26 protein-coding genes are annotated in these 24,239 nt (G+C 72.5%); 20 read left to right on the forward strand and 6 right to left on the reverse strand.

Annotated elements, in window-relative coordinates; genetic code table 11:
- The first annotated feature begins 29 nt into the window (after positions 1-29).
- A complete protein-coding gene (locus tag OG505_RS33400; protein ID WP_405430039.1) occupies positions 30-809 on the forward strand; it encodes a MerR family transcriptional regulator in 780 nt (259 codons plus the stop codon).
- Here OG505_RS33400 and OG505_RS33405 read toward each other — a convergent pair.
- The 3 genes from OG505_RS33405 to OG505_RS33415 form a co-directional block, all read right to left on the reverse strand.
- On the reverse strand, positions 755-1,528 hold the full coding sequence (locus OG505_RS33405; RefSeq protein ID WP_405434878.1) for a class F sortase: 774 nt from the start codon (positions 1,526-1,528) through the stop codon (positions 755-757). The genes OG505_RS33400 and OG505_RS33405 overlap by 55 nt on opposite strands.
- A 75-nt stretch (positions 1,529-1,603) precedes the next feature.
- Entirely contained in the window at positions 1,604-2,125 is a 522-nt protein-coding gene (locus OG505_RS33410; RefSeq protein ID WP_405430041.1) for a hypothetical protein, read from the reverse strand.
- Between the two features lie 228 nt (positions 2,126-2,353).
- A complete protein-coding gene (locus tag OG505_RS33415; protein WP_405430043.1) occupies positions 2,354-2,794 on the reverse strand; it encodes an Lrp/AsnC family transcriptional regulator in 441 nt (146 codons plus the stop codon).
- A gap of 148 nt (positions 2,795-2,942) precedes the next feature.
- Here OG505_RS33415 and OG505_RS33420 point away from each other — a divergent pair, with 148 nt between their 5' ends.
- The 14 genes from OG505_RS33420 to OG505_RS33485 all read left to right on the forward strand — a co-directional run bounded on the left by OG505_RS33420 (position 2,943) and on the right by OG505_RS33485 (position 16,163).
- Positions 2,943-3,845, forward strand: coding sequence for a tryptophan 2,3-dioxygenase (locus OG505_RS33420; protein WP_405430044.1), 903 nt, complete (start codon positions 2,943-2,945; stop codon positions 3,843-3,845).
- A 14-nt stretch (positions 3,846-3,859) separates the two neighbouring features.
- Entirely contained in the window at positions 3,860-5,140 is a 1,281-nt protein-coding gene (gene kynU, locus OG505_RS33425; protein WP_405430046.1) for a kynureninase, read from the forward strand.
- On the forward strand, positions 5,137-6,474 hold the full coding sequence (locus tag OG505_RS33430; RefSeq protein ID WP_405430048.1) for an FAD-dependent oxidoreductase: 1,338 nt from the start codon (positions 5,137-5,139) through the stop codon (positions 6,472-6,474). Before kynU ends, OG505_RS33430 begins: the two co-directional genes overlap by 4 nt.
- 23 nt (positions 6,475-6,497) lie before the next feature.
- The gene (locus OG505_RS33435; protein WP_405434880.1) at positions 6,498-7,979 is read left to right on the forward strand and encodes a 2-hydroxymuconic semialdehyde dehydrogenase; all 1,482 of its coding nucleotides are present in this window, start codon (positions 6,498-6,500) and stop codon (positions 7,977-7,979) included.
- A 23-nt stretch (positions 7,980-8,002) separates the two neighbouring features.
- Positions 8,003-8,800 carry a 2-keto-4-pentenoate hydratase gene (locus OG505_RS33440; protein WP_405430049.1) on the forward strand — a complete coding sequence of 266 codons (798 nt, stop codon included), beginning with the start codon at positions 8,003-8,005 and terminating at the stop codon, positions 8,798-8,800.
- 59 nt (positions 8,801-8,859) lie between these two features.
- A complete protein-coding gene (locus OG505_RS33445) occupies positions 8,860-9,783 on the forward strand; it encodes an acetaldehyde dehydrogenase (acetylating) (protein ID WP_405430051.1) in 924 nt (307 codons plus the stop codon).
- The gene (gene dmpG / locus OG505_RS33450) at positions 9,780-10,838 is read left to right on the forward strand and encodes a 4-hydroxy-2-oxovalerate aldolase (RefSeq protein ID WP_405430053.1); all 1,059 of its coding nucleotides are present in this window, start codon (positions 9,780-9,782) and stop codon (positions 10,836-10,838) included. The genes OG505_RS33445 and dmpG overlap by 4 nt, the downstream gene beginning before the upstream one ends.
- Positions 10,835-11,608: a 2-keto-4-pentenoate hydratase gene (locus tag OG505_RS33455; protein ID WP_405430055.1), complete on the forward strand. Its 774-nt coding sequence runs from the start codon at positions 10,835-10,837 to the stop codon at positions 11,606-11,608. Before dmpG ends, OG505_RS33455 begins: the two co-directional genes overlap by 4 nt.
- A 73-nt stretch (positions 11,609-11,681) precedes the next feature.
- Positions 11,682-12,113, forward strand: coding sequence for a RidA family protein (locus OG505_RS33460; protein ID WP_405430057.1), 432 nt, complete (start codon positions 11,682-11,684; stop codon positions 12,111-12,113).
- Positions 12,110-12,634, forward strand: coding sequence for a 3-hydroxyanthranilate 3,4-dioxygenase (locus tag OG505_RS33465; protein ID WP_405430058.1), 525 nt, complete (start codon positions 12,110-12,112; stop codon positions 12,632-12,634). Before OG505_RS33460 ends, OG505_RS33465 begins: the two co-directional genes overlap by 4 nt.
- Positions 12,634-13,635, forward strand: a complete 1,002-nt coding sequence (locus OG505_RS33470; protein ID WP_405430060.1) for an amidohydrolase family protein — start codon at positions 12,634-12,636, stop codon at positions 13,633-13,635. The genes OG505_RS33465 and OG505_RS33470 overlap by 1 nt, the downstream gene beginning before the upstream one ends.
- Before the next feature lie 304 nt (positions 13,636-13,939).
- The gene (locus OG505_RS33475; protein ID WP_405430061.1) at positions 13,940-15,403 is read left to right on the forward strand and encodes an amidase; all 1,464 of its coding nucleotides are present in this window, start codon (positions 13,940-13,942) and stop codon (positions 15,401-15,403) included.
- A 72-nt stretch (positions 15,404-15,475) separates the two neighbouring features.
- Entirely contained in the window at positions 15,476-15,769 is a 294-nt protein-coding gene (locus tag OG505_RS33480) for a hypothetical protein (RefSeq protein WP_405434882.1), read from the forward strand.
- The gene (locus OG505_RS33485; RefSeq protein WP_405430063.1) at positions 15,756-16,163 is read left to right on the forward strand and encodes a DUF5130 family protein; all 408 of its coding nucleotides are present in this window, start codon (positions 15,756-15,758) and stop codon (positions 16,161-16,163) included. Before OG505_RS33480 ends, OG505_RS33485 begins: the two co-directional genes overlap by 14 nt.
- Before the next feature lie 69 nt (positions 16,164-16,232).
- Here the strand turns inward: OG505_RS33485 and OG505_RS33490 are convergent, their stop codons facing one another.
- Together OG505_RS33490 and pepN are read right to left on the reverse strand one after the other, a co-directional pair.
- Positions 16,233-16,796: a Uma2 family endonuclease gene (locus tag OG505_RS33490; RefSeq protein WP_405430065.1), complete on the reverse strand. Its 564-nt coding sequence runs from the start codon at positions 16,794-16,796 to the stop codon at positions 16,233-16,235.
- An 82-nt stretch (positions 16,797-16,878) separates the two neighbouring features.
- Positions 16,879-19,428 carry an aminopeptidase N gene (gene pepN / locus OG505_RS33495; protein ID WP_405430066.1) on the reverse strand — a complete coding sequence of 850 codons (2,550 nt, stop codon included), beginning with the start codon at positions 19,426-19,428 and terminating at the stop codon, positions 16,879-16,881.
- Between the two features lie 221 nt (positions 19,429-19,649).
- On the opposite strand from pepN, the gene OG505_RS33500 reads away from it, so the two are divergent.
- The 4 genes from OG505_RS33500 to OG505_RS33515 all read left to right on the forward strand — a co-directional run bounded on the left by OG505_RS33500 (position 19,650) and on the right by OG505_RS33515 (position 22,865).
- Positions 19,650-20,273 (forward strand): disulfide bond formation protein DsbA, encoded by a 624-nt coding sequence (locus OG505_RS33500; RefSeq protein WP_405430067.1) that lies wholly within the window; start codon positions 19,650-19,652, stop codon positions 20,271-20,273.
- Between the two features lie 193 nt (positions 20,274-20,466).
- Positions 20,467-21,021: a hypothetical protein gene (locus OG505_RS33505; protein WP_405430068.1), complete on the forward strand. Its 555-nt coding sequence runs from the start codon at positions 20,467-20,469 to the stop codon at positions 21,019-21,021.
- Between the two features lie 88 nt (positions 21,022-21,109).
- Positions 21,110-22,309, forward strand: coding sequence for a DUF1015 family protein (locus tag OG505_RS33510; protein WP_405430069.1), 1,200 nt, complete (start codon positions 21,110-21,112; stop codon positions 22,307-22,309).
- A gap of 88 nt (positions 22,310-22,397) precedes the next feature.
- Positions 22,398-22,865, forward strand: a complete 468-nt coding sequence (locus tag OG505_RS33515; RefSeq protein WP_405430070.1) for a ribose-5-phosphate isomerase — start codon at positions 22,398-22,400, stop codon at positions 22,863-22,865.
- 15 nt (positions 22,866-22,880) lie between these two features.
- Here the strand turns inward: OG505_RS33515 and OG505_RS33520 are convergent, their stop codons facing one another.
- Positions 22,881-23,222 (reverse strand): hypothetical protein, encoded by a 342-nt coding sequence (locus tag OG505_RS33520; RefSeq protein WP_355066199.1) that lies wholly within the window; start codon positions 23,220-23,222, stop codon positions 22,881-22,883.
- Between the two features lie 184 nt (positions 23,223-23,406).
- Here OG505_RS33520 and OG505_RS33525 point away from each other — a divergent pair, with 184 nt between their 5' ends.
- Entirely contained in the window at positions 23,407-23,952 is a 546-nt protein-coding gene (locus OG505_RS33525; protein ID WP_405430071.1) for a hypothetical protein, read from the forward strand.
- Positions 23,953-24,239 lie beyond the last annotated feature (287 nt).

Genomic DNA, 24,239 nt, shown 5'->3' on the forward strand with positions numbered 1-24,239 from the left:
GGTGGAGACTTCAGAGCTATGGAGCGCGGGTGACAACCACAAAACCCTCAAACCCGGGGGTACGCCGACCGGTCGACCTCGCGCGCCGGCACGGACTCTCGGCGCAGGCCGTCCGCAACTACGAACGGGACGGCGTGCTGCCACCTGCCGAGCGCACCGCGACCGGGTACCGCCGGTTCACCGAGGTGCACGCCACAGCACTGAACGCCTACCTCGCGCTCATCGTCGGTCACGGCCACGCGGCCAGCGGCGACATCATGCGCGCCGTCAACCGGGGCGAGATCGACACGGCGTTGCGCACGATCGACAGCGGTCACGCGCTGCTGCAACGCGACCGGGAGACCTTGGACGCGGTCGAGGCGGCGGTCACGACTCTCACCGCGACGGAGCCCGCGCCGCAGGGCCGGGAAGCCGTGCCGATCAGCGTGCTCGCACACCGGCTCGGCGTACGGCCTGCGACCCTGCGCAAGTGGGAGTCGGCCGGAATTCTGCGCCCGGAGCGCGATCGGGTGACCCGCCACCGCGTCTACTCGCCCGACGACGTCCGAGACGCCGAACTCGCTCACCTGCTGCGCCGGGGCGGGTACCGGCTCGACCACATCGCCGACGTGCTGCGTCGGGTACGCGACGCCGGTGGCGCCGAACCGCTCGCCGCGTCGCTCGGTCAGTGGCGCCGACGGCTCACCGAACGCGGCCGGGCCATGCTCACCGGGGCCGCCCGGCTCGCCGAGTACCTCGACGCCGGCACCGGCGATCAACCACCACGGGCCTTGACCAGCGAGGCGAAGACCACCAGGTTGTCCGAGTAGCCCCGCTCGCCGCCCACCCACCGGCCGCCGCAGGTGATCAGCCGCAGGCTGGGGCGGCTGAAGTCGCCGTACACCTCGTCCACCGGCAGTCGGTCCTTGTCGAACCGCTCCACCGAGTCGACCTCGAAGACCGCGACCCGGCCGTCGGAGCGGGTGACCTCGATCTGGTCTCCCGCGCGCAGTTCCCGGAGTTGGTGAAAGACGGCCGGGCCGGTGGTGGTGTCCACGTGTCCGACAATCACCGCCGGCCCGTACTGGCCGGGGGTGGGGCCCTGGTCGTACCAGCCGGCCTCCTGGGCGCGGCCCACGTCGGGCACGGCGATGGTGCCGTCCGGGGCGATGCCCACGTCGTGCAGTGGCGCCCGCAGGTCGATCTTGCCGATGGTGAGAGCGGTCGGGCGGCTGGCCGGCAGCACCGGGAACTTCTTCGGCGGCGGTCGCAGGCCCGCGCTGATCCGGTCCGGCAGCAGACTGACCCCGGTCACCTGCTCGATGCCCAGCATCGCCACGATCAGCACCATCAGCGTGGCCACGGCCAGGACCGGCAGTCCCGGCCCGGTGCCGAGCCGACGCCGGGTCAGCGGCGACCCGACGGGACGGCTCGGCGGCAGCGGGCGGGCGTCGGGATCAGTGGTGGCGACGCTGGCGGACACCGCCTGACCGGCGACCTGGCGCAGCCGAACCGAGGCCCGGGCCACCAGCCGTCCGGAGGCGCGCAGGGCCGCTGCGGCCCGGAGGCGGGCACGGTGGTCCGGCCGCGCCTGCGCGGATCTGCGGGTCATGGCAGCTCCGGCTCAGGAGCCGGATCCGGTCCGACGCCGACCGCCCGCCATGCCGAGCGCGACCGCGGCGGCCACCAGGGCCACGCCGCCGACGACCAGGACCGACCCGATGCCGCGGCCGCCCGCGGTGCCGCCGCCCCCCGTCGCCGGTCCCTTGCTGGGCGTTGCCATGTTGAGCACGGTCAGCATCGTCTGGGCCGTCTGGTTGTTCTGGCACCGCAGGTCGACCTGGTAGTCACCGGGTTCCTTGTTGCCCGGAACGGTGACCTCCCCCTTGAGGAAGCCGTTGTCCGGTCTGAGCGTCACGTGCCCGAACGCGTCGGACTGCACGTTGGCCTGTCGATCGTTGTTGTTGTCGCAGCTCGCGCGGATCGTGACCCGGCTGCCCGCCGGGACGCTGTTCGGCGTCACCTCGATGAAGGTGTTCGCACCGGCACGCGCCGGTGCGAGAGACAACAGGACGAACGCCCCGATGAGCCCCACCAGTGTCAGTGCGGACGAGAGTGCGCGGTTGATCGTGCGAAGTCCCTGCATGATTTCCCCCCAACCGGCGACGACCGCCGGAACCCTCCCCTGGGCACGCGCGCTGAATTCCCCCCACCCCAGAGGCAAACCCACTCGTGCTCCCCGCGCCCCGGCCCCCACTCCCGCGCCGATCTTGCACTTTCTGCGGCGACAAAAATGGGCACATGAGGCATTTCCCCAACAGGAAACGCAAGATCGGCGCAGGGAGGGAGGGAGGGGGTTGGGAGGTGTGGGGGGTTAGGAGGTGTGGGGGGTTATGGGGTGCCAGGGGAGGGGGGAGGACAGGACCATCGTGCTCGATGGTTGGCCGTACGGGGCCAGGCGGTCGATGACCGCCTCGAAGTCGCCGATCGAGCCGGCGGCGACCTTGAGCATGCTGCACGCGTCACCGGTGATCCGGTGGATCTCCAGGATCTCCGGCCAGCCGGCCACCTCCGGGTCGTGCAGGATGCACCGCGCGCCGTAGCAGGACATCCGGATCAGGGCGACCACCGTACGGCCGGCCCGGGTCAGGTCCACGTGGGCGTGGTAGCCGGTGATCACCCCGGTCTCCTCCAGCCGGCGGACCCGCTCGGCGACCGCTGGTGGGGACAGGTGCACCCGGCGAGACAACTCGCTGAAGGAGAGCCGGGCGTCGGCCTGCAACTCGCGCAGCAGCGCCCAGTCCATGTCGTCCACGCTCGAACCTTACTTTCGTGAACCGGATTCGCCCAGCTGCCTTCGGTTCGCCAGGTCAGGCCGACAAGTGCCGTTGATCCGGCATTCCGCAGGCCGATCCAACCGCGAGATCATGACGTCGGCAGCTTCGGGGGAAGGGAGACGACTGGTGGATCAGACGGACCGGCGGGCGCCGAACCGTGTCGCCACGGTACGACCGGTGACCCCGCGCCAGCGGGCGGCCCGCGCGGCGCGCAACGGCGGCGAGCCGACGCTGGAGTTCGCCGAGCTGGTGCCCTACGACGCGTACGTGCGGGCCAGCGCCCTGCACCAGTTGCAGCAGCCGCTCAGCGACGACCCCGGCGAGATGTCCTTCCTCATGGTCAGCCAGATCATGGAGCTGTACTTCGGGCTGACCTGCCACGAACTGCGCGAGACCCAGCGTCTGTTGCGCGCCGACCGGATCTGGGACGCGCTGGCCCCGCTGCGCCGCGCCACCCTGCACCTGGAAGGGCTCAATGCCGCCTGGCAGGGCCTGCGCTGGATGACCCCGGCCGACTTCAACCGGTTCCGCAACCTGCTCGGCGAGGGCTCCGGATTCCAGTCCGCGATGTACCGGCACCTCGAGTTCCTGCTCGGGCTGCGCGACCCGGCGCTGATCCGGCCGTTCCGCCGCCAGACCGAGGTGCACGCCGCGCTCAGCGCCGCGCTGGCCGCCCCGAGCCTCTGGGACGACGTGGTCGCGCTGCTGGCCCGGCGCGGCTTCGACATCCCCGCCGACCTGCTCAACCGGGACGTGGCGGTCGAGCACGACCCGCAGCCGGCGGTCGAGGCGGCCTGGGTGCGGATCTACGCCGACGGCGCCCCGGACAACCACCTGCGGCTGCTCGGCGAAGCTTTGAGCGGCGTCGCCGAGGAGTTCGGCGACTGGCGGTGGAACCACGTCAAGGCGGTGCAGCGGACAATGGGCGCCAAGGTCGGCAGCGGCGGCTCCGCCGGGCTGGCGTGGTTGCAGCGCAGCATGGCCCGGGTGATCTTCCCGGAGCTGTGGTCGGCCCGCACCGCGATGTGACCGGAGAGCGAGACATGCACACCCCAGAGAGCGAGGCCCACCGCCTCGACCAGGCCGACCCGGGCCACCGACACCTCTTCCACGTGCCGCCCGCCGACGGCGGCGACCACCCCGAGTCGGCGTACCTCGCCGGCAACTCGCTCGGCCTGCAACCCCGGGCCACCCGCGACGAACTCCTCGCCGACCTGGACGCCTGGGGGCGGCTCGGCGTCGAGGGGCACCTGGAGGCGGAACGCCCCTGGCTGCCGTACCACGAGCTGTTGACGGGCCCGGCCGCCCGACTGGTCGGCGCCCTCCCCGCGGAGACCGTGGTGATGAACTCACTCACGGTCAACCTGCACCTGCTGATGGTGAGCTTCTACCGCCCGGCCGGCGCCCGCACCCGCATCGTCATCGAGGACAGCGCGTTCCCCTCGGACAGTTACGCGGTGCGCAGCCAGGCCCGCTTCCACGGGCTGGACCCGGACGACACGGTGGTCCGGCTGCGCCCGCGTCCCGGCGAGAACGCGCTGCGCACCGAGGACGTCACCGGCTACCTGGCGGCCGAGGGCGACCGGGTGGCGCTGGTGCTGCTGGGCGGGGTCAACTACCTCACCGGCGAGCTGCTGGACATCCCGGCGATCACGGCCGCCGGTCGGGCGGCCGGAGCGGTGGTCGGCTGGGATCTCGCTCACGCGGTCGGCAACGTGCCCCTGCGACTGCACGACTGGGACGTCGACTTCGCCGCCTGGTGCTCCTACAAGTACCTCAACTCGGGGCCCGGCGCGCTGGCCGGCGTCTTCGTGCACGAGCGGCACCTCGGCGATCCCGACCTGCCGCGCTTCGAGGGCTGGTGGAGCACCACGGCGGCGACCCGGTTCGAGATGACGCCGGTGTCCCGGCCGCCGGCCACCGTGGAGGCCTGGCAGATCTCCAACCCGCCGATCTTCGCGATGGGCCCGGTGCGGACCTCGCTGGAGCTGTTCGACGCGGTCGGCATGCCGGCGCTGCGCGCGCGCAGCCTCCGACTCACCGGCTGGCTGGAGTCACTGCTCGACGAGGTCACCGCCGACCGGCCGCTGCGCGTGGTCACCCCGCGCGATCCGGCCCGCCGGGGCTGCCAGCTGTCGGTACGCGTGGGCGCCGGCAACGCCGCCGAGCTGACCAAGCGGCTGCGGCACGAGCACGGCGTCATCGCCGACGCCCGGGAGCCGGACATCGTCCGCTTCGCCCCGGTGCCGCTCTACTCCACGTACCTCGACTGTTGGCGGGCCGCCGCCGCACTGGAGGCCACGGTGGGACAGGTGAACCCGTGACCGCCCGGCGCGACGAGATCGCGATCATCGGCGCCGGCCTGGCGGGCTGCCTGGCCGCCTGCTTCCTGGCCCGGCGCGGTTACCCGGTGGCCCTCTACGAGCGTCGGCCGGACCCTCGTTCCGGCGCGGCCGAGCGGGGACGCTCGATCAACCTGGCGCTCTCCGAGCGCGGGTTGGACGCGCTGCGCCGGATCGGTCTGGCCGAGCAGGTGCTGGCCGACGCGCTGCCGATGCGCGGCCGGATGATCCACCCGGTCGAGGGGCAGCCGCAGTTCCAGTCGTACAGCGCGGCCGGTGACCGGGCGATCAACTCGATCAGCCGGGGCGCGCTCAACAACGCCCTGCTGGACGCGGCCGCCGCGCTGCCCGGGGTCCGGATCGTCTTCGACCACCGGCTCGTCGGGCTCGACCCGGCCGACGGCACGCTGAGCTTCGACACCCCGCAGGGCACGGTTGGCGCGAAGGCGTCGGTCGTGTTGGGCGCCGACGGCGCCGGCTCCGCGGTACGCGGACAACTGCTGGCGTACGGGCTGCTGCGCGAGAGCGTGGACCTCCTCGACTACGGCTACAAGGAGCTGACGATCCCGCCGCTCGGCGGGGACTTCGCCCTGGATGAGGGCGCGCTGCACATCTGGCCGCGCGGCACCTCGATGATGATCGCGCTGCCGAACCCGGACCGCTCCTTCACCTGCACGCTGTTCTGGCCCAACGAGGGCGTCGGCAGCTTCGCCGCCCTGGACAACCCGGCCGCGATCAGGGCGCACTTCGCCGAGCAGTACCCGGACGTGGTCCCGCTGGCCCCGAACCTCCTCGACGACTACCAGCACAACCCGGTGGGCGTGCTCGGCACGGTGCGCAGCACCCCCTGGCAGGTCAACGGCAGCGTCGGCCTGCTCGGTGACGCGGCGCACGCGATCGTGCCCTTCTACGGCCAGGGCGCCAACTGCGCCTTCGAGGACGTTGTCGAGCTGGACCGCTGCCTGGACGAGTGCGCCGACGACTGGTCGGCGGCGTTGCCGCTGTTCCAGCGCCGCCGGCAGGAGAACGCCGAGGCCATCGCGCAGATGGCGCTGACCAACTTCGTGGAGATGCGCGACAAGGTCGCCTCGCCGGTGTTCCAGACCCGCCGGCGGGTGGAGCACGCACTGGAGCGGGCACTGCCCGGCCGGTACGTTTCCCAGTACGAGCTGGTGTCCTTCTCCACCACCCCGTACGCCCAGGTGCGCCGCCGGGTCCGCCGGCAGCACCGGGTGCTCGGGGCGGTCGCGGGTGGGGCCGCGCTGCTGCTGGTGGGCGCGATCACGGCGGGGCTCAGCCGAGGGAGGCGCAGATGACCGGCACCTGGGACGCCACGCTGATGACCGGCCGCGCGCCGGCCGGGCCGTCCCGGCTGCGCAACTTCATCGGCGGCGAGTTCGTCGACGGCGGGTCGACGTTCACCAAGGTGAGCCCGGTGACGGGCGAGCCGGTCTTCGAGGTCGTCGAGGCGGCACAGTCCACGGTGGACGACGCGGTTGCCGCCGCCCGCGCGGCGCTGCGCGGGCCGTGGGGCCGGATGGGGGAGCGGGAACGCGCCGAGGTGCTGCGCCGCGTCGCGGACGAGCTGGAACGTCGCTTCGACGATCTGGTCACCGCCGAGGTCGCCGACACCGGCAAGTCCATCGCCCAGGCCCGCACGCTGGACATTCCGCGCGGCGCGGCGAACTTCCGAGCATTCGCGGAGATCGTGGCGACCGCGCCCACCGAGTCGTTCACCACGGTCACCCCGACCGGCGGCCGGGCGCTGAACTACGCCGTCCGCAAGCCGGTCGGCGTGGTCGCGGTCATCGTGCCGTGGAACCTGCCGCTGCTGCTGCTCACCTGGAAGGTCGCCCCGGCGCTCGCCTGCGGCAACGCCGTGGTGGTCAAGCCCAGCGAGGAGACTCCCGCCTCGGCGACGCTGCTCGCCGAGGTGATGGCCGCCGCCGGCGTACCGGCCGGGGTGTTCAACCTGGTGCACGGGTTCGGACCGGACTCGGCTGGCGAGTTCCTCACCCGCCACCCGGGCGTCGATGCGATCACCTTCACCGGCGAGTCGGCCACCGGCGGCGCGATCATGCGGGCCGCCGCCGACGGGGTGAAGGCGGTGAGCTTCGAGCTGGGCGGCAAGAACGCCGGCCTGGTCTTCGCCGACGCCGACCTGGACGCGGCGGTGGCCGGCTCGATGCGCTCCAGCTTCACCAACGGCGGCCAGGTGTGCCTGTGCACCGAGCGCATCTACGTGCAGCGCCCGGCCTTCGAGGAGTTCACCGCCCGGCTGGCGAAGCGGGCCGGCGAGCTGGCGTACGGCTGGCCGACCGACGAGGCCACCGCCACCATGCCGCTGATCTCCCCGCAGCACCGGGCGAAGGTGCTCGGCGCGTACGAGCTGGCCCGCGCCGAGGGCGCCGAGGTGCTCACCGGCGGCGGCACGCCCACCTTCGGTGACGCCCGCGACGGCGGGTCGTACGTGCAGCCGACCGTGCTCACCGGCCTCGGCCCGGACGCCCGCACCAACCGCGAGGAGATCTTCGGCCCGGTCGTGCACGTGGCGCCGTTCGACACCGAGGACGAGGCGTACGCCCTCGCGAACGGCACCGAGTACGGCCTGGCGGCGACCGTGTGGACCCGGGACGTGGGCGTCGCGCACCGCGCCGGGGCCCAGCTCGACGCTGGCATCGTCTGGGTCAACACGTGGTTCCTGCGTGACCTGCGCACCCCGTTCGGCGGGGTGAAGGCGTCCGGCATCGGCCGCGAAGGCGGCGTGCACTCGCTGAACTTCTATTCCGAACTCACAAACGTCTGCGTGGACCTGTCGTGAGCGCACCGCAGCGAGGAGCGGGCATGAAACCTGACATCGAGGCCGCCAACCGGGAGTTGGCCGACGCCCGCCACACCGGCAAGCCGTGCCCACCGCTACGCGGCCGGCTGCTGGCGGAGGGAGACGTCGAGTCCGCGTACCGTGTGCAGCAGCTCCAGGCGCGGGCCTGGCAGGGCCGCGGCGAACGTCGGGTCGGCGCGAAGATCGGGCTGACCTCCCGGGCGGTGCAGGAGACCTTCGGGGTGTTCCAACCTGACTTCGGCATGCTGACCGACGCCATGGCGGTCGGCGACGGCGTCGAGGTGGCCATCGACCGGCTGCTCCAACCGCGGGTCGAGGCGGAGATCGCGTTCGTGCTCGCCAAGGATCTCCCGAACCCGCAGGTCACGACGGTCGACCTGATCCGCGCGGTCGACCACGTGCTGCCGGCGATCGAGATCGTCGACTCGCGGATCGTCGGCTGGGACATCTCCATCGTGGACACCGTCGCCGACAACGCCTCCAGCGGGCTCTTCGTGCTCGGCACCACGCCGCGCCGGCTCGCCGACATCGACCTGCGGCTGTGCGGGATGGTGCTGGAGCACGCCGGTGAGCCGGTCTCGGTGGGCGCGGGCGCCGCCTGCCTGGGCAACCCGCTGCACGCCCTGCAGTGGCTGGCCGACACCCTCGCCCGCGCCGGTGACCCGCTGCGCGCCGGGGACGTGGTGCTCTCCGGTGCGCTCGGCCCGATGGTCCCGGTCACCCCCGGGGCCGCGTACGAGGCACGGATCTCCGGCCTCGGCTCGGTGCGCACCTGCTTCAGCGACGGAGGCAACCAGTGAGCGCGAGGAGTGAGCTTGCGAGCCCCGCAGTCGCGACCAACAACGGCACAGCGACCGGCGTGGCGGTTCTCGGTTCCGGCAACATCGGCACCGACCTGATGATCAAGGTGTTGCGGCTGAGCGACAGCCTGCGGATGGTGGCGATGGCCGGCATCGACCCGGCCTCCGACGGTCTGGCCCGGGCCCGCCGCCTCGGCGTCGCCACCACCGCCGACGGCGTGGACGGGCTGGTCGCGATGCCCGAGTTCGCCGACGTCGAGCTGGTCTTCGACGCGACCTCGGCGGGAGCGCACCGGCGCCACGACGAGGTGCTGCGCGCACACGGCCGGACGGTGATCGACCTGACCCCGGCCGCGCTCGGCCCGTACGTGGTGCCGCCGGTCAACCTCGACGAGCACCTGCACGAGCCGAACGTCAACATGGTGACCTGCGGCGGGCAGGCCACCGTGCCGGTCGTCGCCGCCGTCCGCCGGGTCACCCCGGTGGCGTACGGGGAGATCGTCGCGTCGATCGCGTCGAAGTCGGCCGGGCCGGGCACCCGGGCCAACATCGACGAGTTCACCGAGACCACCGCTCGCGCCATCGAGGTGGTCGGCGGGGCGGAGCGGGGCAAGGCGATCATCGTGCTGAACCCGGCGGACCCGCCGCTGCTCATGCGGGACACCGTCTACTGCCTCTGCCCGGACGTCGACGCCGACACCGCCGCCATCGCCGCCTCGGTGGCGGACATGGTGGCGACGGTCCAGGAGTACGTCCCCGGCTACCGGCTCAAGCAGGACGTGCAGTTCGACCGCGTCGAGGCGTACGTGCCGGCGCTCGGGCGGCAGCTCACCGCGTTGCAGGTGTCGGTCTACCTGGAGGTGTCCGGGGCGGGCCACTACCTGCCGGCGTACGCCGGGAACCTGGACATCATGACCTCCGCCGCGCTGCGCACCGCGGAGCGGCTGGTCGCCCTGCGTCCTTCGGAGGTGGCCGCGCCATGACCGACCTTTACATCCAGGACGTGACGCTGCGCGACGGCATGCACGCCATCGCCCACCGGTACACCGTCGACCAGGTGCGCACCATCGCCGCCGCGCTGGACGCCGCCGGGGTGGCCGCCATCGAGGTGACGCACGGCGACGGGCTCGCCGGGTCGAGCGTCAACTACGGCCACGGCGCGGCCAGCGACGCCGAGTGGATCTCCGCCGCCGCCGAGGTGCTGACGAACGCGAAGCTCACCACCCTGCTGCTGCCCGGCATCGGCACCATCGCCGACCTGAAGGCGGCGCAGGCGCTCGGGGTGACGAGCGTCCGCATCGCCACCCACTGCACCGAGGCCGACATCTCCGCCCAGCACATCTCGTGGGCGCGGGAGAACGGCATGGACGTGGCCGGGTTCCTGATGATGTCGCACCTGTTCGACCCGGCCGGGCTCGCCGGGCAGGCCAAGCTCATGGAGTCGTACGGGGCGCACTGCGTCTACGTGACCGACTCCGGCGGGCGGCTGCTGATGTCCGACGTGGCGCAGCGGGTCGACGCGTACCGGCAGGTCCTCGACCCGGAGACGCAGATCGGCATCCACGCCCACCACAACCTGTCGCTCGGCGTCGCCAACAGCGTGCTCGCGGTCGAGCACGGCCGCATCCTCGGCGCCGGACCCCTCGGCTCGCCGTCCGGTCGGACCGTCCGCGTGGACGCCTCCCTCGCCGGCATGGGCGCGGGCGCCGGGAACGCGCCGCTGGAGGTCTTCGTGGCGGTCGCCGAGCTGCACGGCTGGAAGCACGGCTGCGACGTGTTCGCGCTGATGGACGCCGCCGACGACATCGTCCGCCCATTGCAGGACCGGCCGGTCCAGGTGGACCGGGAAACGCTCTCCCTGGGGTACGCGGGCGTCTACTCCAGCTTCCTGCGGCACGCCGAGCGGGCCTCCGCGAAGTACGGGGTGGACGTCCGGTCGATCCTGGTCGAGCTGGGTCGCCGTCGGATGGTCGGCGGCCAGGAGGACATGATCGTCGACGTGGCACTCGACCTGGCCGGCAAGGAGCAGCAACCATGATCGGCGTGGACATCATCGGGATCGCCGACAAGCTGGGCGTGGCTGCCGACACGGCCACCGCGATCGGGCAGCTCGCCGCCGAGACCGGTCTCGACGTGGACACCGCGTACGGCGTGCAGGCCGCGCTGGTGCAGCGCCGACTGGAACGCGGCGAGCGGCTGGTCGGGCTGAAGATGGGGCTGACCAGCCGGGCGAAGATGGCCCAGGTCGGCGTGGACGAGGTGATCTGGGGGCGGCTCACCGACGTGATGCGGGTGCCCGACGGCGGTGCCGTGGCCCCGGCCGCGTACATCCATCCCCGGGTTGAGCCGGAGGTGGCGTTCCTGCTGGACCGGCTGCCGGAGCCGGGCGAGCCGGTCGGCGACTTCGCCACGGCGGTCCGCGCGGTCGCCCCGGCCATCGAGCTGATCGACTCCCGGTACGCGGATTTCCGCTTCTCGCTGCCGGACGTCATCGCCGACAACACCTCGGCCGCCGCGTTCGTGATCGGGCCGTGGTCGCCGGTGCCGTCGGGGCTGGACAACCTGGGCGTGCTGCTGGAGGTCGACGGTCGGGTGGCCCAGGTCGGCTCGACGGCGGCGATCCTCGGCGATCCGCGCCGGGCGCTCGACGAGGGCATCCGGCTGGCCGGTCGGCACGGGGTGCGGCTGGAATCGGGCTGGGTCTTCCTGGCCGGCGCGGCCACCGCCGCTGTGCCGCTGCGTCCCGGCGCCCATGTCCGGGCCGTCGTCGAGAAGCTCGGCACGGCTTCGCTGCGGGCGTGCTTGTGATCGGCGTGGGGGCTGCCCGGAAACCCTGCCCTGTCACGGTCCGTGCGTCGGCGCCGGTTGGTGGTGGGTCGTCATGAGTGTCGATGGCGCTCGGGTGGTGGCCGGGAAGGCCGTGCCGCGAGGCGCTTTTCCGCACGTCAAGGTCGCCGGTGGGTTCGTCTTCGTCTCTGGTACGTCCTCGCGACGACCGGACAACAGCTTCGCCGGTGTCGAGGTCGACGAGTTCGGCACGACGAACCTCGACATCCGGGTGCAGACGCGAGCCGTGATCGAGAACATCGGCGATCTGCTGCGCTCGGTCGGCGCGGACCTCACCGACCTCGTCCAGGTGACCACGTACCTGGTCAACATGAACGACTTCGGTGGCTACAACGAGGTGTGGGCGGAGTTCTTCGACGCGTCCGGGCCGACCCGCACCACGGTGGCGGTGCACCAGTTGCCGCACCCACACCTGCTCATCGAGATCCAGGCCGTGGCCCTTCTTCCCCCGGGAGGTCAGTCGTGAGTGAGATCGCCGAGCCGTTCAGCTTTCCGGGCTGGATCGCGGAGAACCAGCACCTGCTGAAGCCGCCGGTGGGCAACAAGGAGATGTTCCCCGGCGGGGACGACTTCATCGTGATGGTGGTGGGCGGGCCCAACCAGCGCACCGACTTCCACGTGGACCCGTACGAGGAGTTCTTCTACCAGGTCAAGGGCAACATGCACATCAACCTGATGACCCCCGAGGGTCCGCGTACGGTGCACGTGCGCGAGGGTCAGATGTGGATGCTGCCGCGCAACACCCCGCACTCGCCGCAGCGCCCCGAGGCCGGCTCGATCGGCATGGTCGTCGAGCGGGTCCGCGAGGAGGGCACGCTGGAGACGTTCCAGTGGTACTGCCCCGAGTGCGGCAACAAGGTGCACGAGGTGGAGTTGCAGGTCCGTGACATCGCGGCCGACCTGCCGCCGGTGTTCCAGGCGTTCTACGCGGATGAGGCGGCGCGCACCTGCGCCAACTGCGGCACTCTGCACCCGGGCAAGGGCTGATGCCCGCTGGTGTCGTCGACGTGCACACGCACGTCGTACCCAAGGGGTGGCCGGACCTCGGCGCGGCGTGCGGCGGGTCCGGCTGGCCCTGGTTGCGGGCCGACTCCGAGCGCGCCGCCATGATCATGGTGGGGGAGACGGAGTTCCGCCCGGTCGGCGCCGAGTGCTGGGACGCCTCGACGCGGCTGGCCGACATGGACGCCGACGGGGTGGCCGTGCAGGTGGTGTCGCCGACGCCCGTCTTCTTCAGCTACGACCGTCCAGCCGAGCAGGCGGTGAAGGTCGCCCGGATCTTCAACGACCTCACCCTGGAGGTCACCGCGGCCGGCGGTGACCGGCTGGTGCCGTTCTGCCAGGTGCCCCTTCAGGACCCGGACGCCGCCTGCGCGGAGTTGGATCGCAGCCTGGCCGCCGGGCACGTCGGCGTGGAGATCGGCAACCACGTCGGTGACCGGGACCTGGACGACGCCGGGGTGGTCACCTTCCTGACGCACTGTGCCGAGGTGGGTGCGCCCGTCTTCGTCCACCCGTGGGACATGCCGAATGGCCCGCGCCTGGACCGCTGGATGGCCCGCTGGCTCACCGGGATGCCCGCCGAGACACACCTGTCGGTGCTCGCGATGATCCTCGGCGGCGTCTTCGACCGGGTGCCCGAGACGCTGCGGATCTGCTTCGCGCACGGCGGCGGCAGCTTCCCGTTCTGGCTCGGCCGCGCCGACAACGCCTGGCACCGCCGTGGTGACCTGGTCCGGGGCGCGTCCGTTGCCCCGCCGAGCAGCTACGTCGACCGGTTCAGCGTCGACTCGGTGGTCTTCGCGCCGCCCGCGCTGCGGCTGCTGGTCGACACGATGGGGGAGGACCGGGTGCTGGTCGGCAGCGACTACCCGTACCCGCTGGGCGAGCGGCCGGCCGGCGCGGTCGTCGACGCGGCCGACTTCCTCACCGACGCCCAGCGCGACAAGCTCCGATCCACCAACGCCCTGCGCTTCCTGCACGGCTGAGGAGCGGGCGCCGCCGTAACGCGGTGCGGTGCCGGCGGACCCCACCCGTTTCCGAGGTGCTGCCGGCGGCCCCCTGCTGCATCGGCTTTGCTCTGCTTCAACCCACGCAACACCGGGTGTCCGATAATCGGACGTCTGCCGGTGCGTGGGGTGAAGCAGAGCAAAGGGCGCGACAAGGAGGTGGTTGGCGGCGCAGGCCGGAACCGGGCGTCGGGCAGTGTGTCGGTCGGGATACCGGAGCCGACGCGGAGCGGCGACGCCGTGTCGGACGCCTGGGGCTGGTCGCAGCGGGCAGGATGAGGGGATGGCCGAGCCGCACGACCTGACCGCGTTGGAGCAGGCCGCCGCGATCGCCCGCGGCGAACTGTCGAGCGTCGACCTCGTCGAGCACCACCTACGCCGGGTGGCGGCGCTCGGCGACACCGTGGGCGCGTTCGTCACCGTCACCGAGGACCTCGCCCGGCAGGCCGCCCGCGCCGCCGACGCCGCCCCGACCGACGAGCGTGGCCCGCTGCACGGTGTGCCGACCGCCATCAAGGACCTCACCCTCACCGCCGGGGTGCGCACCACCTTCGGCTCGGCGGCGTTCGCCGACTTCGTCCCGCCGGTCGACGCCGACGTGGTCCGGTTCATCAAGGCCGCCGGCCTCGTCAGCCTCGGCAAGACGACCACCTCCGAGCTGGGCTGCTCGCTCTACTCGGAGGGCCGCGTCGCGCCGCCGGCCCGCAATCCGTGGCAGCTCGCGTACACCGCCGGTGGTTCCAGTGGCGGCGCGGCGGCGGCGGTCGCGGCCGGCCTCGTCCCGATCGCCCAGGGGTCCGACGGCGGCGGCTCCCTACGCATCCCGGCGTCGCTCTGCGGCCTGATCGGCTACAAGCCCAGTCGTGGCGTGGTCTCCGGCGGGCCGCTCGGCTCGGGCGCGTTCGGGCTGCCCACCGGCGGCCCGCTCGGGCGGACCGTCGCCGACGTCGCCGCGCTGCTCGACGTCATGGCCGTGCCGGTGCCGGGCGAGCCCTATCTGCCGCCGCCCGCGCCGCCCGGTGGATACCTGGCCGCAGCCCGCCGGGCCGAGCCCGGCCGGCTGCGGATCGGCCGGTTCACCACACCGATGCTCGCCGACGAGCCGGTGCACCCCGACTGCGTGGCCGCCGTCGACCGGGCCGCCGCCCTGCTCACCACCGCCGGCCACGACGTGGTCGAGGTGCCGCCGCCGCTCGGGCCCCAGGCGTGGCCGCTGTTCGAGATCATCTGGTACGTGCTGGCACTCGCCCCCGTGCCCCCGCACCGCGAGGCGGAGCTGCTGCCGCTGACACAACTGCTGCGGGCCCGGGGCGCCACCGTCTCCGCGGGCGCGCTGGCCGCCACCCTCGGCGAGCTTCAGGCGCAGGTACGTCTCGGCGCCGCCCGCACCGCCGGCTGCGACCTGCTGCTCTGCCCCACCCTTGCCGCACCGCAGGCACCCGTCGGCTGGTTCACCGCCGACGGCGACCCGGCGGCCGATTTCGACCGGCAACGCCGCTTCTCGCCCTACTGCGCCATCTTCAACGTCACCGGCGATCCCTCGGTGTCCCTGCCGGTGGGCGCCACGGCCGACGGCCTGCCCGTCGGGGCGCTCCTCACCGGCCGGTACGGCGACGACGCACGGCTCATCGCGACCGCTGCGCAACTGGAGCACGCCAGTGACGGGTGGGATCGGCACCCCGCAATCTGGCGGGCCGTCGACTCCGCTAACGTGAATGGTGACGGAGTTGGCCGGTCGCCATCATGATCGTCCATCCGACCCGATTGTTCGAGGTCCTTCTTCCGCCTGGGGGCGTTGGGATTGTCTGTTACCGAGACGTTGCTGGTCTTCGTCGGCATCCCGTTGGCCGCGGTGCTGGTCATCGCCGGCCTGTCGTACGCCGGTAGCCGTGGGAGTGCCGCCGGCGGCGGTGGCGCCAAGCGCTACCGGCCGGGCCGGCCCTTCGACTTCACTCCGGTCTGGTTCCTGGGCCGCCCGGAGCAGCTGGCCGACTCGGCCGGCACCGCGCTGACCGCGGGGGCGCAGGCGCCCGCGCTGACCAGCCACAAGCTAAAGCAGGCCAGCGTCGAGGCGCCGGCCGGTGGAACCGGAGGCGCAAGTGACCGTTGGTGAGAAGCAGGCCGGGCCGGACAACCCGCCCGAGGTGCTGGACGGGCCGTTCTCGACCCGCCAGCTGCTGCGCATCGACGAGGCACTGCGCCTGGCCGACAAGGGCACCGGCCTGGTCTTCTCGGTGTTCGTCGGCGGCCTGGACGAGCCGATCCGTGACCACGCCCAGCGGCTGCACCGCCAGCTCGCCGATCCCGCCAAGTCGGTGCTGATCGCCGTGTCGCCCAACCAGCGCCAGTTGGAGATCGTCACCGGGCGGCACGCCCGCAAGCGCATCCCCGACACCTACGCCAAGCTGGCCGCGCTCTCCATGGTTGGCGCGTTCAGCGGCGGTGACCTGGCCGGCGGCATCATCAACGGCCTCGACCAGTTGGCCAGCCACGCCGGCAAGGGCTGAGCCCTTCTCGTACGCCGAAGCCCGACCCGCCGCACGGCAGGTCGGGCTTCGGACTGTCCGGGGGTTGTTTCAGCGGGGCCAGAGGGACGGGTCCAACCTCATCTGCCACGGCTCGTCCACGGTCACCGCGTCGTCCGGCCCAATGGTGCCGACCAGGTCGTAGTGCACGTCCTTGGCGAGGCGGTAGCGGTAGACAACCGGGCCGAAGTCGCCACGCTCCACCCGCCAGTAGTGCGCGATGCCTGCTTCGGCGTAGAGGGCCGGTTTCGTGAACCGATCGTGACGGCGACTTGACGGCGACTCCACCTCGACAACGAGACTGACGCCCTCCGGTTGATGCCAACGCACACCACGTGGGGTGTGCGGCTTCAGCACCGTCACGTCTGGGATCAGATTGCCCGACGGCAGCTGTAGCCCGATCTCACGAATAATCCGCCAGCCCTCCGGTGCCTTGGCCCCCAGAGCCGTCCGGATACTGTCGGCAAGTTCGTGGTGATCGTCGTCCGCCGGAGGGGTCACGTGCAGGCTCCCGTCGATGATCTCGTAGCGGTTCCCGTTCTCAGGCAGGTCGAACAGGTCCTGCTCGCGCCAGCCCCGCTCCGAGGGCTGCCACTCGTAGGTCGGCTGTGCCATCGCGTTCACCTCCTCTCGTCACGATAACGCCCGGGGCCGACGCGGGCGTTCACCCACGCCGGCCCCGGCTGGACAAGACCGCCTAGGCGGTCGCGGCGTCCTTCGCGCGGGCCTTGAGCGCCCGCACCACACCGTCGCGGCCCTCGGCGACCAGTCGACGCAGCGGACCGGGGTTGCCCTCACCGGCCAGCCACGCGTCGGTGGCCGCCACCGTGTCGTCGTCCACCAGGTAGGTCGGGTACGCCAACTGGGCGAACTCCTGCGCCGGCTCGCTGTCCCGGGTGGCCCACACCTGGCCGATCGCCGCGAAGTACTTCTCCCGGTACGGGGCGACCAGCTCCACCTGCGCCGGGTGGGCCAAGCCCTGCAACAGCGCCCGGTGCCGCCAGTTCGGCAGCGCGTCCGGGCCGGTCAGCAGCGCCCACACGGCCGCCTTGTTCTCCGCCGTCGGCACCAGCGCGTGCGCGTACGCGGCCTCCCGCTCGCCGCTGGCGGTGCGGTCGCCGGCCAGCTCCGCCTCGATCTCGGCGGCACCGGCCGCGCCGTTGGCCACCAGCGCCCCGAGCACCGTCCAGCGCAGCTCGGTGTCCACGGTCAGCCCGGCCGGCACGCCGGTGCCGTCCAGCCAGCCACGCAGCGTGGCCAGGTCCTCCTCGGACCGGGCGGCCGAGGTGTACGCCCGGGCCCAGGCCAGCTGGAAACCGCTGCCCGGCTCGGCGGAGGCGAGCGCGTCCTTCGCGGTGCGAGCCAGCCCCGCCCAGCCGGTGGCCGCCCACGCCGGGTCGGCGTAGAGGGTGAGCGCGGTGGTGGCCTGGCGCAGGGTGGCGGTCACCAGGTTGATGTCGGTCTCCGCGGACAGCCCGGCCAGCACCAGCGCCACGTAGTCGCGGGTCGCCAGCTCGGCGTCTCGGGTCATGTCCCACGCGGCCGTCCAGCAGAGGGCGCGGGCCAGCGACGAGTCGAAGCCGCCGATGTGCTGCACCACCGTGGCCATCGACCGGTCGTCGAGGCGCAGCTTGGTGTAGCTCAGGTCGTCGTCGTTGAGCAGCAGCACGTCGGCGGCTCGAACGCCGCGCAGGTCGGCGAGGTCGGTCCGTTCGCCGGTCACGTCCACCTCGTGGCGTTCGCGGCGGACCAGCCGCCCGTCGGTCAGGTCGTACAGGCCCACGCCGATCCGGTGGGTGCGCAGCGTCGGGTATGCCGTCGGCGCCTCCTGCCGGACGACCACCTGCTCGTACGTGCCGTCGGCGGCGATCGTCACCTCCGGGCGCAGCGTGTTGACCTGCGCGGTCTCCAGCCACTGCGCGGCGAACTTGCGCAGTTCCCGGCCCGAGGCCGCCTCCAGCTCGGTGAGCAGGTCGTCGAAGGTGGCGTTGCCCCAGGCGTGCTTGCCGAAGTACGCCCGCAGCCCGGCCACGAACGGCTCCTCACCCACGTACGCGACGAGCTGCTTGAGCACGCTCGCGCCCTTGGCGTAGGTGATGCCGTCGAAGTTGACCTCGACGGCCTCCATGTCCGGCATCTCGGTGTAGACCGGGTGGGTGGAGGAGAGCTGGTCCTGCCGGTAGCCCCAGTTCTTGCGGATCGACAGGAACGTCGTCCACGCCTCGGTGAACCGGGTGGCGTGGGTGTTGCACCAGTGGCTGGCCCATTCGGCGAACGACTCGTTGAGCCACAGGTCGTTCCACCAGCGCATGGTGACCAGGTCACCGAACCACATGTGGGCCATCTCGTGCAGGATCGTGTTGGCCCGCTGCTCGTACTCGAAGTCGGTGACCTGCGAGCGGAACAGGTAGTGCGACTCGGCGTGCGTGACGCAGCCGAAGTTCTCCATCGCGCCGGCGTTGAAGTCGGGCACCCACAGTTGGTCGTACTTGGGCAGCGGGTAGCGCACGCCGAACTTCTCGTGGAAGAAGTCGAAGCCCTGCTTGGTGATGAGGAACAGGTTGTCGGAGTCCAGGTACTGAGCCATCGACGCCCGGGAGAACACGCCCAGGTCGATGCCGTCGTGGCTGTCCCGCACCTCGTGGTACGGACCCGCGCACAGCGCCGTGATGTAGGTGCTCATCCGGACCGACTCGGTGAAGTGGAGGGTTTTGAGCCCTTCGCCGGCGGGCTCCTCGCGCTGCACCGGCATGTTGGACACGACCCGCCAGTGCGCCGGCACCGTGGCGTGCCAGGTGTAGACGCTCTTCAGGTCGGGCTGGTCGAAGCAGGCGAACACCCGCTGCGCGTCGGCCGTCTCGAACTGGCTGTACAGGTAGGTCTCGCCGTCCACCGGGTCGACCGTGCGGTGCAGCCCCTGCCCACTGTTGGAGTAGGCGAAGTCCGCGTCGACGACCAGGGTGTTCTCGCCGGCCAGCCCGGACAGGGTCAGGCCCTTCTCGGCCGACCAGTCGGACAGGTCCACCGGGGCGCCGTTCAGGGTGGCGGATCGCACCGACTCGGCGGCCACCTCGATGAACGTGCTCGCTCCCGGTTCGCCGCAGCGGAACCGGACCTCGGTCGTCGAGGAGAACGTGCGGCCGTCGGCCGCCAGCACGGCGCTCGACAGGTCCAGACTGATGTCGTACCCGGTCACCTCGAGTAGGCGGGCCCGCTCGGTCGCCTCGACCTGCGTCAGGTTACGCACTCCCGGCACTGTTCGTCTCCATCCCACATCTCGCCGTACGCCCGGCGGCGCCCGTCTGCCGACCGCTCGTGACGTCCGGCCCGATCCGAGTCTTCCACGTATGGGCAGCCGGCGGTGGGCGAGGTCACGCTCTCATTCGGGTGCCGGTCGATGCGCCGTGGGGTGAGGATCGAGGTGAGACGCCGGACTGCCGGCGCCACCCGTCGCGAAGGGACCTCACCGTGACCGATCGTGTCACCGCCGACATGTGGTTCGACCCAATCTGTCCGTGGGCGTGGATCACCTCCCGCTGGCTGCTGGAGGTCGAGCAGGTCCGCGAAGTGGACATCCGCTACCACGTCATGAGCCTTTCGGTGCTCAACGAGGGCCGGGACCTGCCAGAGCAGTACCGGGAACTGATGGACAACGGCTGGGGCCCCGTGCGGGTGTGCATCGCCGCCGAGCAGCGCTACGGCAACGACGTGCTGCGCAAGCTCTACACGGCGCTCGGCACCCGTATCCACCTCGGCAAGGAGGAGCAGGGTCAGGAGCTCTACGTCGCCGCGCTGACCGAGGCCGGCCTGGACCCGGCGTTGGCCGCCGCCGCCGACAGCACCGAGTACGACGAGGCGCTGCGGGCCAGCCACGAGGCCGGCATGCGCCCGGTCGGGCAGGACGTCGGGACCCCGGTCGTCCACGCGCCCGGCCCGGACGGCAGCCCGGTCGCGTTCTTCGGCCCGGTGATCACGCCGCGCCCGAAGGGCGAGGCCGCCGGACGGCTCTGGGACGGCGTCCTCCTGGTCGCCGGCACCCCGGGCTTCTACGAGCTCAAGCGCACCCGCGAGCAGTCCCCGATCTTCGACTGACCACGACCGCCACGCGCCCCCGTCCGGACCCCGTCGGTTGTCCGGGCGGGGGTGCGTCGCGCCGGACGCGGGGTGCGGCTACGGGGGCCGGGAACGGTCACAGCGTCACCGCTGGGCGGGCGGCGTCGTTTCCCTCGGTGTCCGCCGCAGCGACCCGCAGGGCCGCACCCCGCAGCTCGTGGAGGCAATCCCGATGGCCAAGCACCGTGCGTCCGGTGACGATCAGTTGACCCGACAGGGGGTGATCGAGACTCCCGGCGCGGCGTACTGGTCGGTCGACGACTCCCGCTGGCCGACGGTCCGCCCCGACCTTCCCGCCCACGTGGTGGACCTGCTCGCCCCGCCCATCGTGGTCGGCGTGGCCCGGGTGCCGGTCACCTCGCGGCTGACGCCCACACCTGTCACACCGGCACCGGCGACGCCCGTCGTGTCGACGCCGGTCGTGCCGGCGGCGCCGGAGCCGGTCGTACCGTCGGTCGTGGAACCGGTCGTGGTGGCGGCCGCGCCGGCCGAGCCCGCCCCGCCCCCACCGGCGCCCACCGCCCCGCGGCCCGTGCCGACGCCGCCGCTGAACCCGCGTCCCGTTCCGGCCCCACCGCCGGAACCGCGACCCGTGCCGGGACCGCCGGCCACGCCCCGGCGCAACGCCATCACCGGGCCCGTCCCGAACAGCCGGCGCGGCAACGCCGGACCGGCAGTGGCCGGTCGACACCGGCGGCACAACGGCGCGTCCGGCCGCGCCGGCTGACATCACGTCCAGGCCCGGCACTTTCATCTGGTGGACGCCGCGCGGGTCCCCGTCGCCGGTGGCGTCGCCGCCGGTAGCGTCAGTGGGCATGACGGTCGTACATCCGATCGCCCGGGCCTGGATCACCACTGGCGGCACCGGCGCGCAGAACTACGACGAGTTCGCCGACGACGCGGAGATCACCGCGATCATCGAGGCGAACCCGCACAGTGCCCTCGGCATCGAGATGCCGCATCGGGCCCCCGGCAGTTTGGGCAAGTCGTTCCTCGACGCGCTGCCGGACTCGGTGGCCCGCCTCGCCGAGGCCAAGGCCGACGGCAGCTACACCCCCGCCGAGCAGGTGATCGTGCTGTATCGGATCAGTGCCCCGGGCGAGGAGACGGCGTACGGGCTGTTCGCAATGGTGGACACCGACCAGATCTCCACCCGCGCCGACGAGCCGGGCCTGGTCATCCGCAACGAGGACGTCTTCATCGCCAAGGTGCGCGAGCGTGTCGCGCTGGCCGAGGCGCTGGGTCACCTGCTCTCGCCCGTACTCCTGCTGCAGACCGGGAGCGGCGACGAGCTGCACGCCGCGCTCGCGGCGGCGACCGACGCGGCCGGGGCGCCCGCCGCGACCGACACCGACCAGGCGGGGCGCACCCACGCCATCTGGTTGCTCGGCCCCGGCCCGGAGCAGGACGCGTTGACCGCTCTCGCCGGTGGCGGCGAGCTGGTCGTCGCCGACGGCAACCACCGCAGCCTGGCCGCCCAGACCGGCGGGTTGTCGCGCTTTTTGGCCGTGGTGACCACCCCCGCGTCGGTGGCCATCCAGCCGTACAACCGGCTGGTCAGCGAGCTGACCACCACGCCGGCCGAGCTGCTCGACCGGTTGCGCGCGACGGGGGCCGAGGTCGAGCCGATCGACGGCCCGGTCGAGGTCCCCGCGGCCGGCGGCACCGTCCATCTCCGGCTCGCCGGCCAGGGGTACGCGGTACGCCTGCCCGCCACCGCCGACGCCCGCCTGGAGAACCTGGATCACGCCCTGGTCGAGCGGCTGCTGCTGCGCGACGCCCTGGGGTTGGATCCGGGCGACAAGCGGATCACCTACGTGGGCGGTGACTACCCGGCGAGCTGGCTCACCGGGGAGGTCGACGCCGGGCGGGCCGAGCTGGCCGTCCTCATCGCGCCGGTGACCGTGGCGGACTTCGTCGCGGTGAACCTGGCCCGGGAGAAGATGCCCCGCAAGAGCACCTGGTTCACCCCGAAGGCGCGCGGCGGCCTGGTGGTCGCCGAACTGCCGCGCTGAGTGAGCATCCGCACGACCGTGTGACGAACCCGGCTCTCCGACGCCGCCCCTGCGGCGTCGGAGAGCGCGGCCTGACAGACTGCCCGGTATGCGCGTCTACCTGGGATCCGATCACGCCGGTTTCGAGTTGAAGGTGCACCTGGCCAACCACCTGGCCAAGCAGGGGTACGACGTGGTCGACGTCGGCCCGCACAGCTACGACCCGGACGACGACTACCCGACGTTCTGCCTGCACACGGGTGACCGGGTGGTGGCCGACGAGACCTCCCTGGGGGTGGTCATCGGCGGGTCCGGCAACGGCGAGCAGATCGCCGCGAACAAGGTCGCCGGCGTACGCGCCGCGTTGGCCTGGAGCGTCGAGACGGCTCAGCTCGCCCGCCAGCACAACGACGCGAACGTCGTCGCGGTGGGCGCCCGTCAGCACACCCTGGACGAGGCCACCGGCATCGTCGAGGCGTTCCTGAACACGCCGTTCTCCGGCAACGAGCGGCACGCCCGCCGGATCGTCCAGGTCGCCACGTACGAGCAGACCCGGGAACTGCCCGACCTGCCCTGACCCGGGCCGCGGCCCTCAGCGCGGCGAGCGGGGCAGCTCCTCGCGGGGCACCCAGTTGCGGCGGACGACGACCACCCGGGCCTCCGCCTCGGCGAGGTCGTCGTCGGTCGGTCGGGCGGCGTCCCGGGCCCGCAGCGCGGCGCTCAGCCCCACCTGGGACGAGCCGGAGCCGACCAGCCCTCGTAACCCCCGCTCGCCGTCGCGGTCGTCGCCGCCGGGCCCCCGACGCCGCGGCGGCGACTCCACGCCGTCGTGGACGCCGGCCGTGCTGACCGTCGAACCGTCGGCGCCGCGCCCGGCCGGGTCGGAGTCGGACTGGTGGCGCAGCCGTCGCCTACGTCGCTCCGGATCACCCATCAGCCGACCGTACCGCGCCGGGTGGGGAATTCGGCACGTCGTGCCGGGTTCGCGCCGGACGGCGGTCGGCGACCGATTTGCCGGCTGGCTACCCTCGGATTCGGGCGGTGCTCGTGCCGCCGGTCGGGTTCGCCGGCTGGCTACCCTCGAATTCGGGGGCGCCGCCGGTCAGGGGGAGGACGAGATGGCAGACCAGACGCAGCCGTGGGCGGAGCGCACCGTGGAGGTCCCACCGCAGGCCGGCGTCGGGGTGCCGCCGCAGCGGGACGGGTTCCGCCGGGGTGTGGCGCCGGTGGGTCAGCCGCGTACCCCACGGACCGAACCGTTCCCGGTCGTGGAGCAGGAGCCGACCGGTACGGGCTGGCCGGGGGAGCCGGCGCCGCGCCGGCCGTTGAGCTGGCGCCTGGCCCAGTTACGTCGCGGCGGCGAGTGGAGCGCGGCAGGTGGCCTGTTCGCGTTCGTGTGCTGGGGGATCTGGGCGCTCTCGGGTGGAGGCAACCTGTCCGGCCCGCTGCTGGTGCTCGTGTTGAGCCTGTTGGTGGCGGTCGGCCTGTTCGCGTTGGCCCGGGTGATCGGTCGGTTGGTGCTGGAGCGGCAGCTCGGGCGGGTGCGGCGCAGCTCGCGGGGTGCCCACCTGGCCACCGCTGTCTTTCTCGTCGGTCTCGGCGTGGCCTGGCTGCAGCAGACCGAGTGGGTCGTCTCGGCCTGGAACTGGGTCACCTCGAACTGATCCGGGGCGCGCACGGGCGGGCCGGCCAGGCCGCCCGCCCGTGCGTCGGCGTCGCGGAACACCGCGCCGCCGGTCGTCTCCCCACCAGGCAAGGCCGCTGCTTACCCGGCCGGCCACGGTTCATCCGTGACCGGCCGGTGCGTCCGTCGTTCGGGTCTGCCCGAACCGCGGTGGTCAGCGGTCGCCGCCGTGCCCCTCGGCGTCGGCCCGGGGCGAGGCGACCCGGGCGGGCGGGTCCTCGACTGTTCAGGAACAGCGTCGACTCGTCGATCGACGGCCGGGGCAGG

The organism is Micromonospora sp. NBC_00617, assembly GCF_045161355.1.
In the GTDB taxonomy this organism is placed as follows: domain Bacteria; phylum Actinomycetota; class Actinomycetes; order Mycobacteriales; family Micromonosporaceae; genus Micromonospora.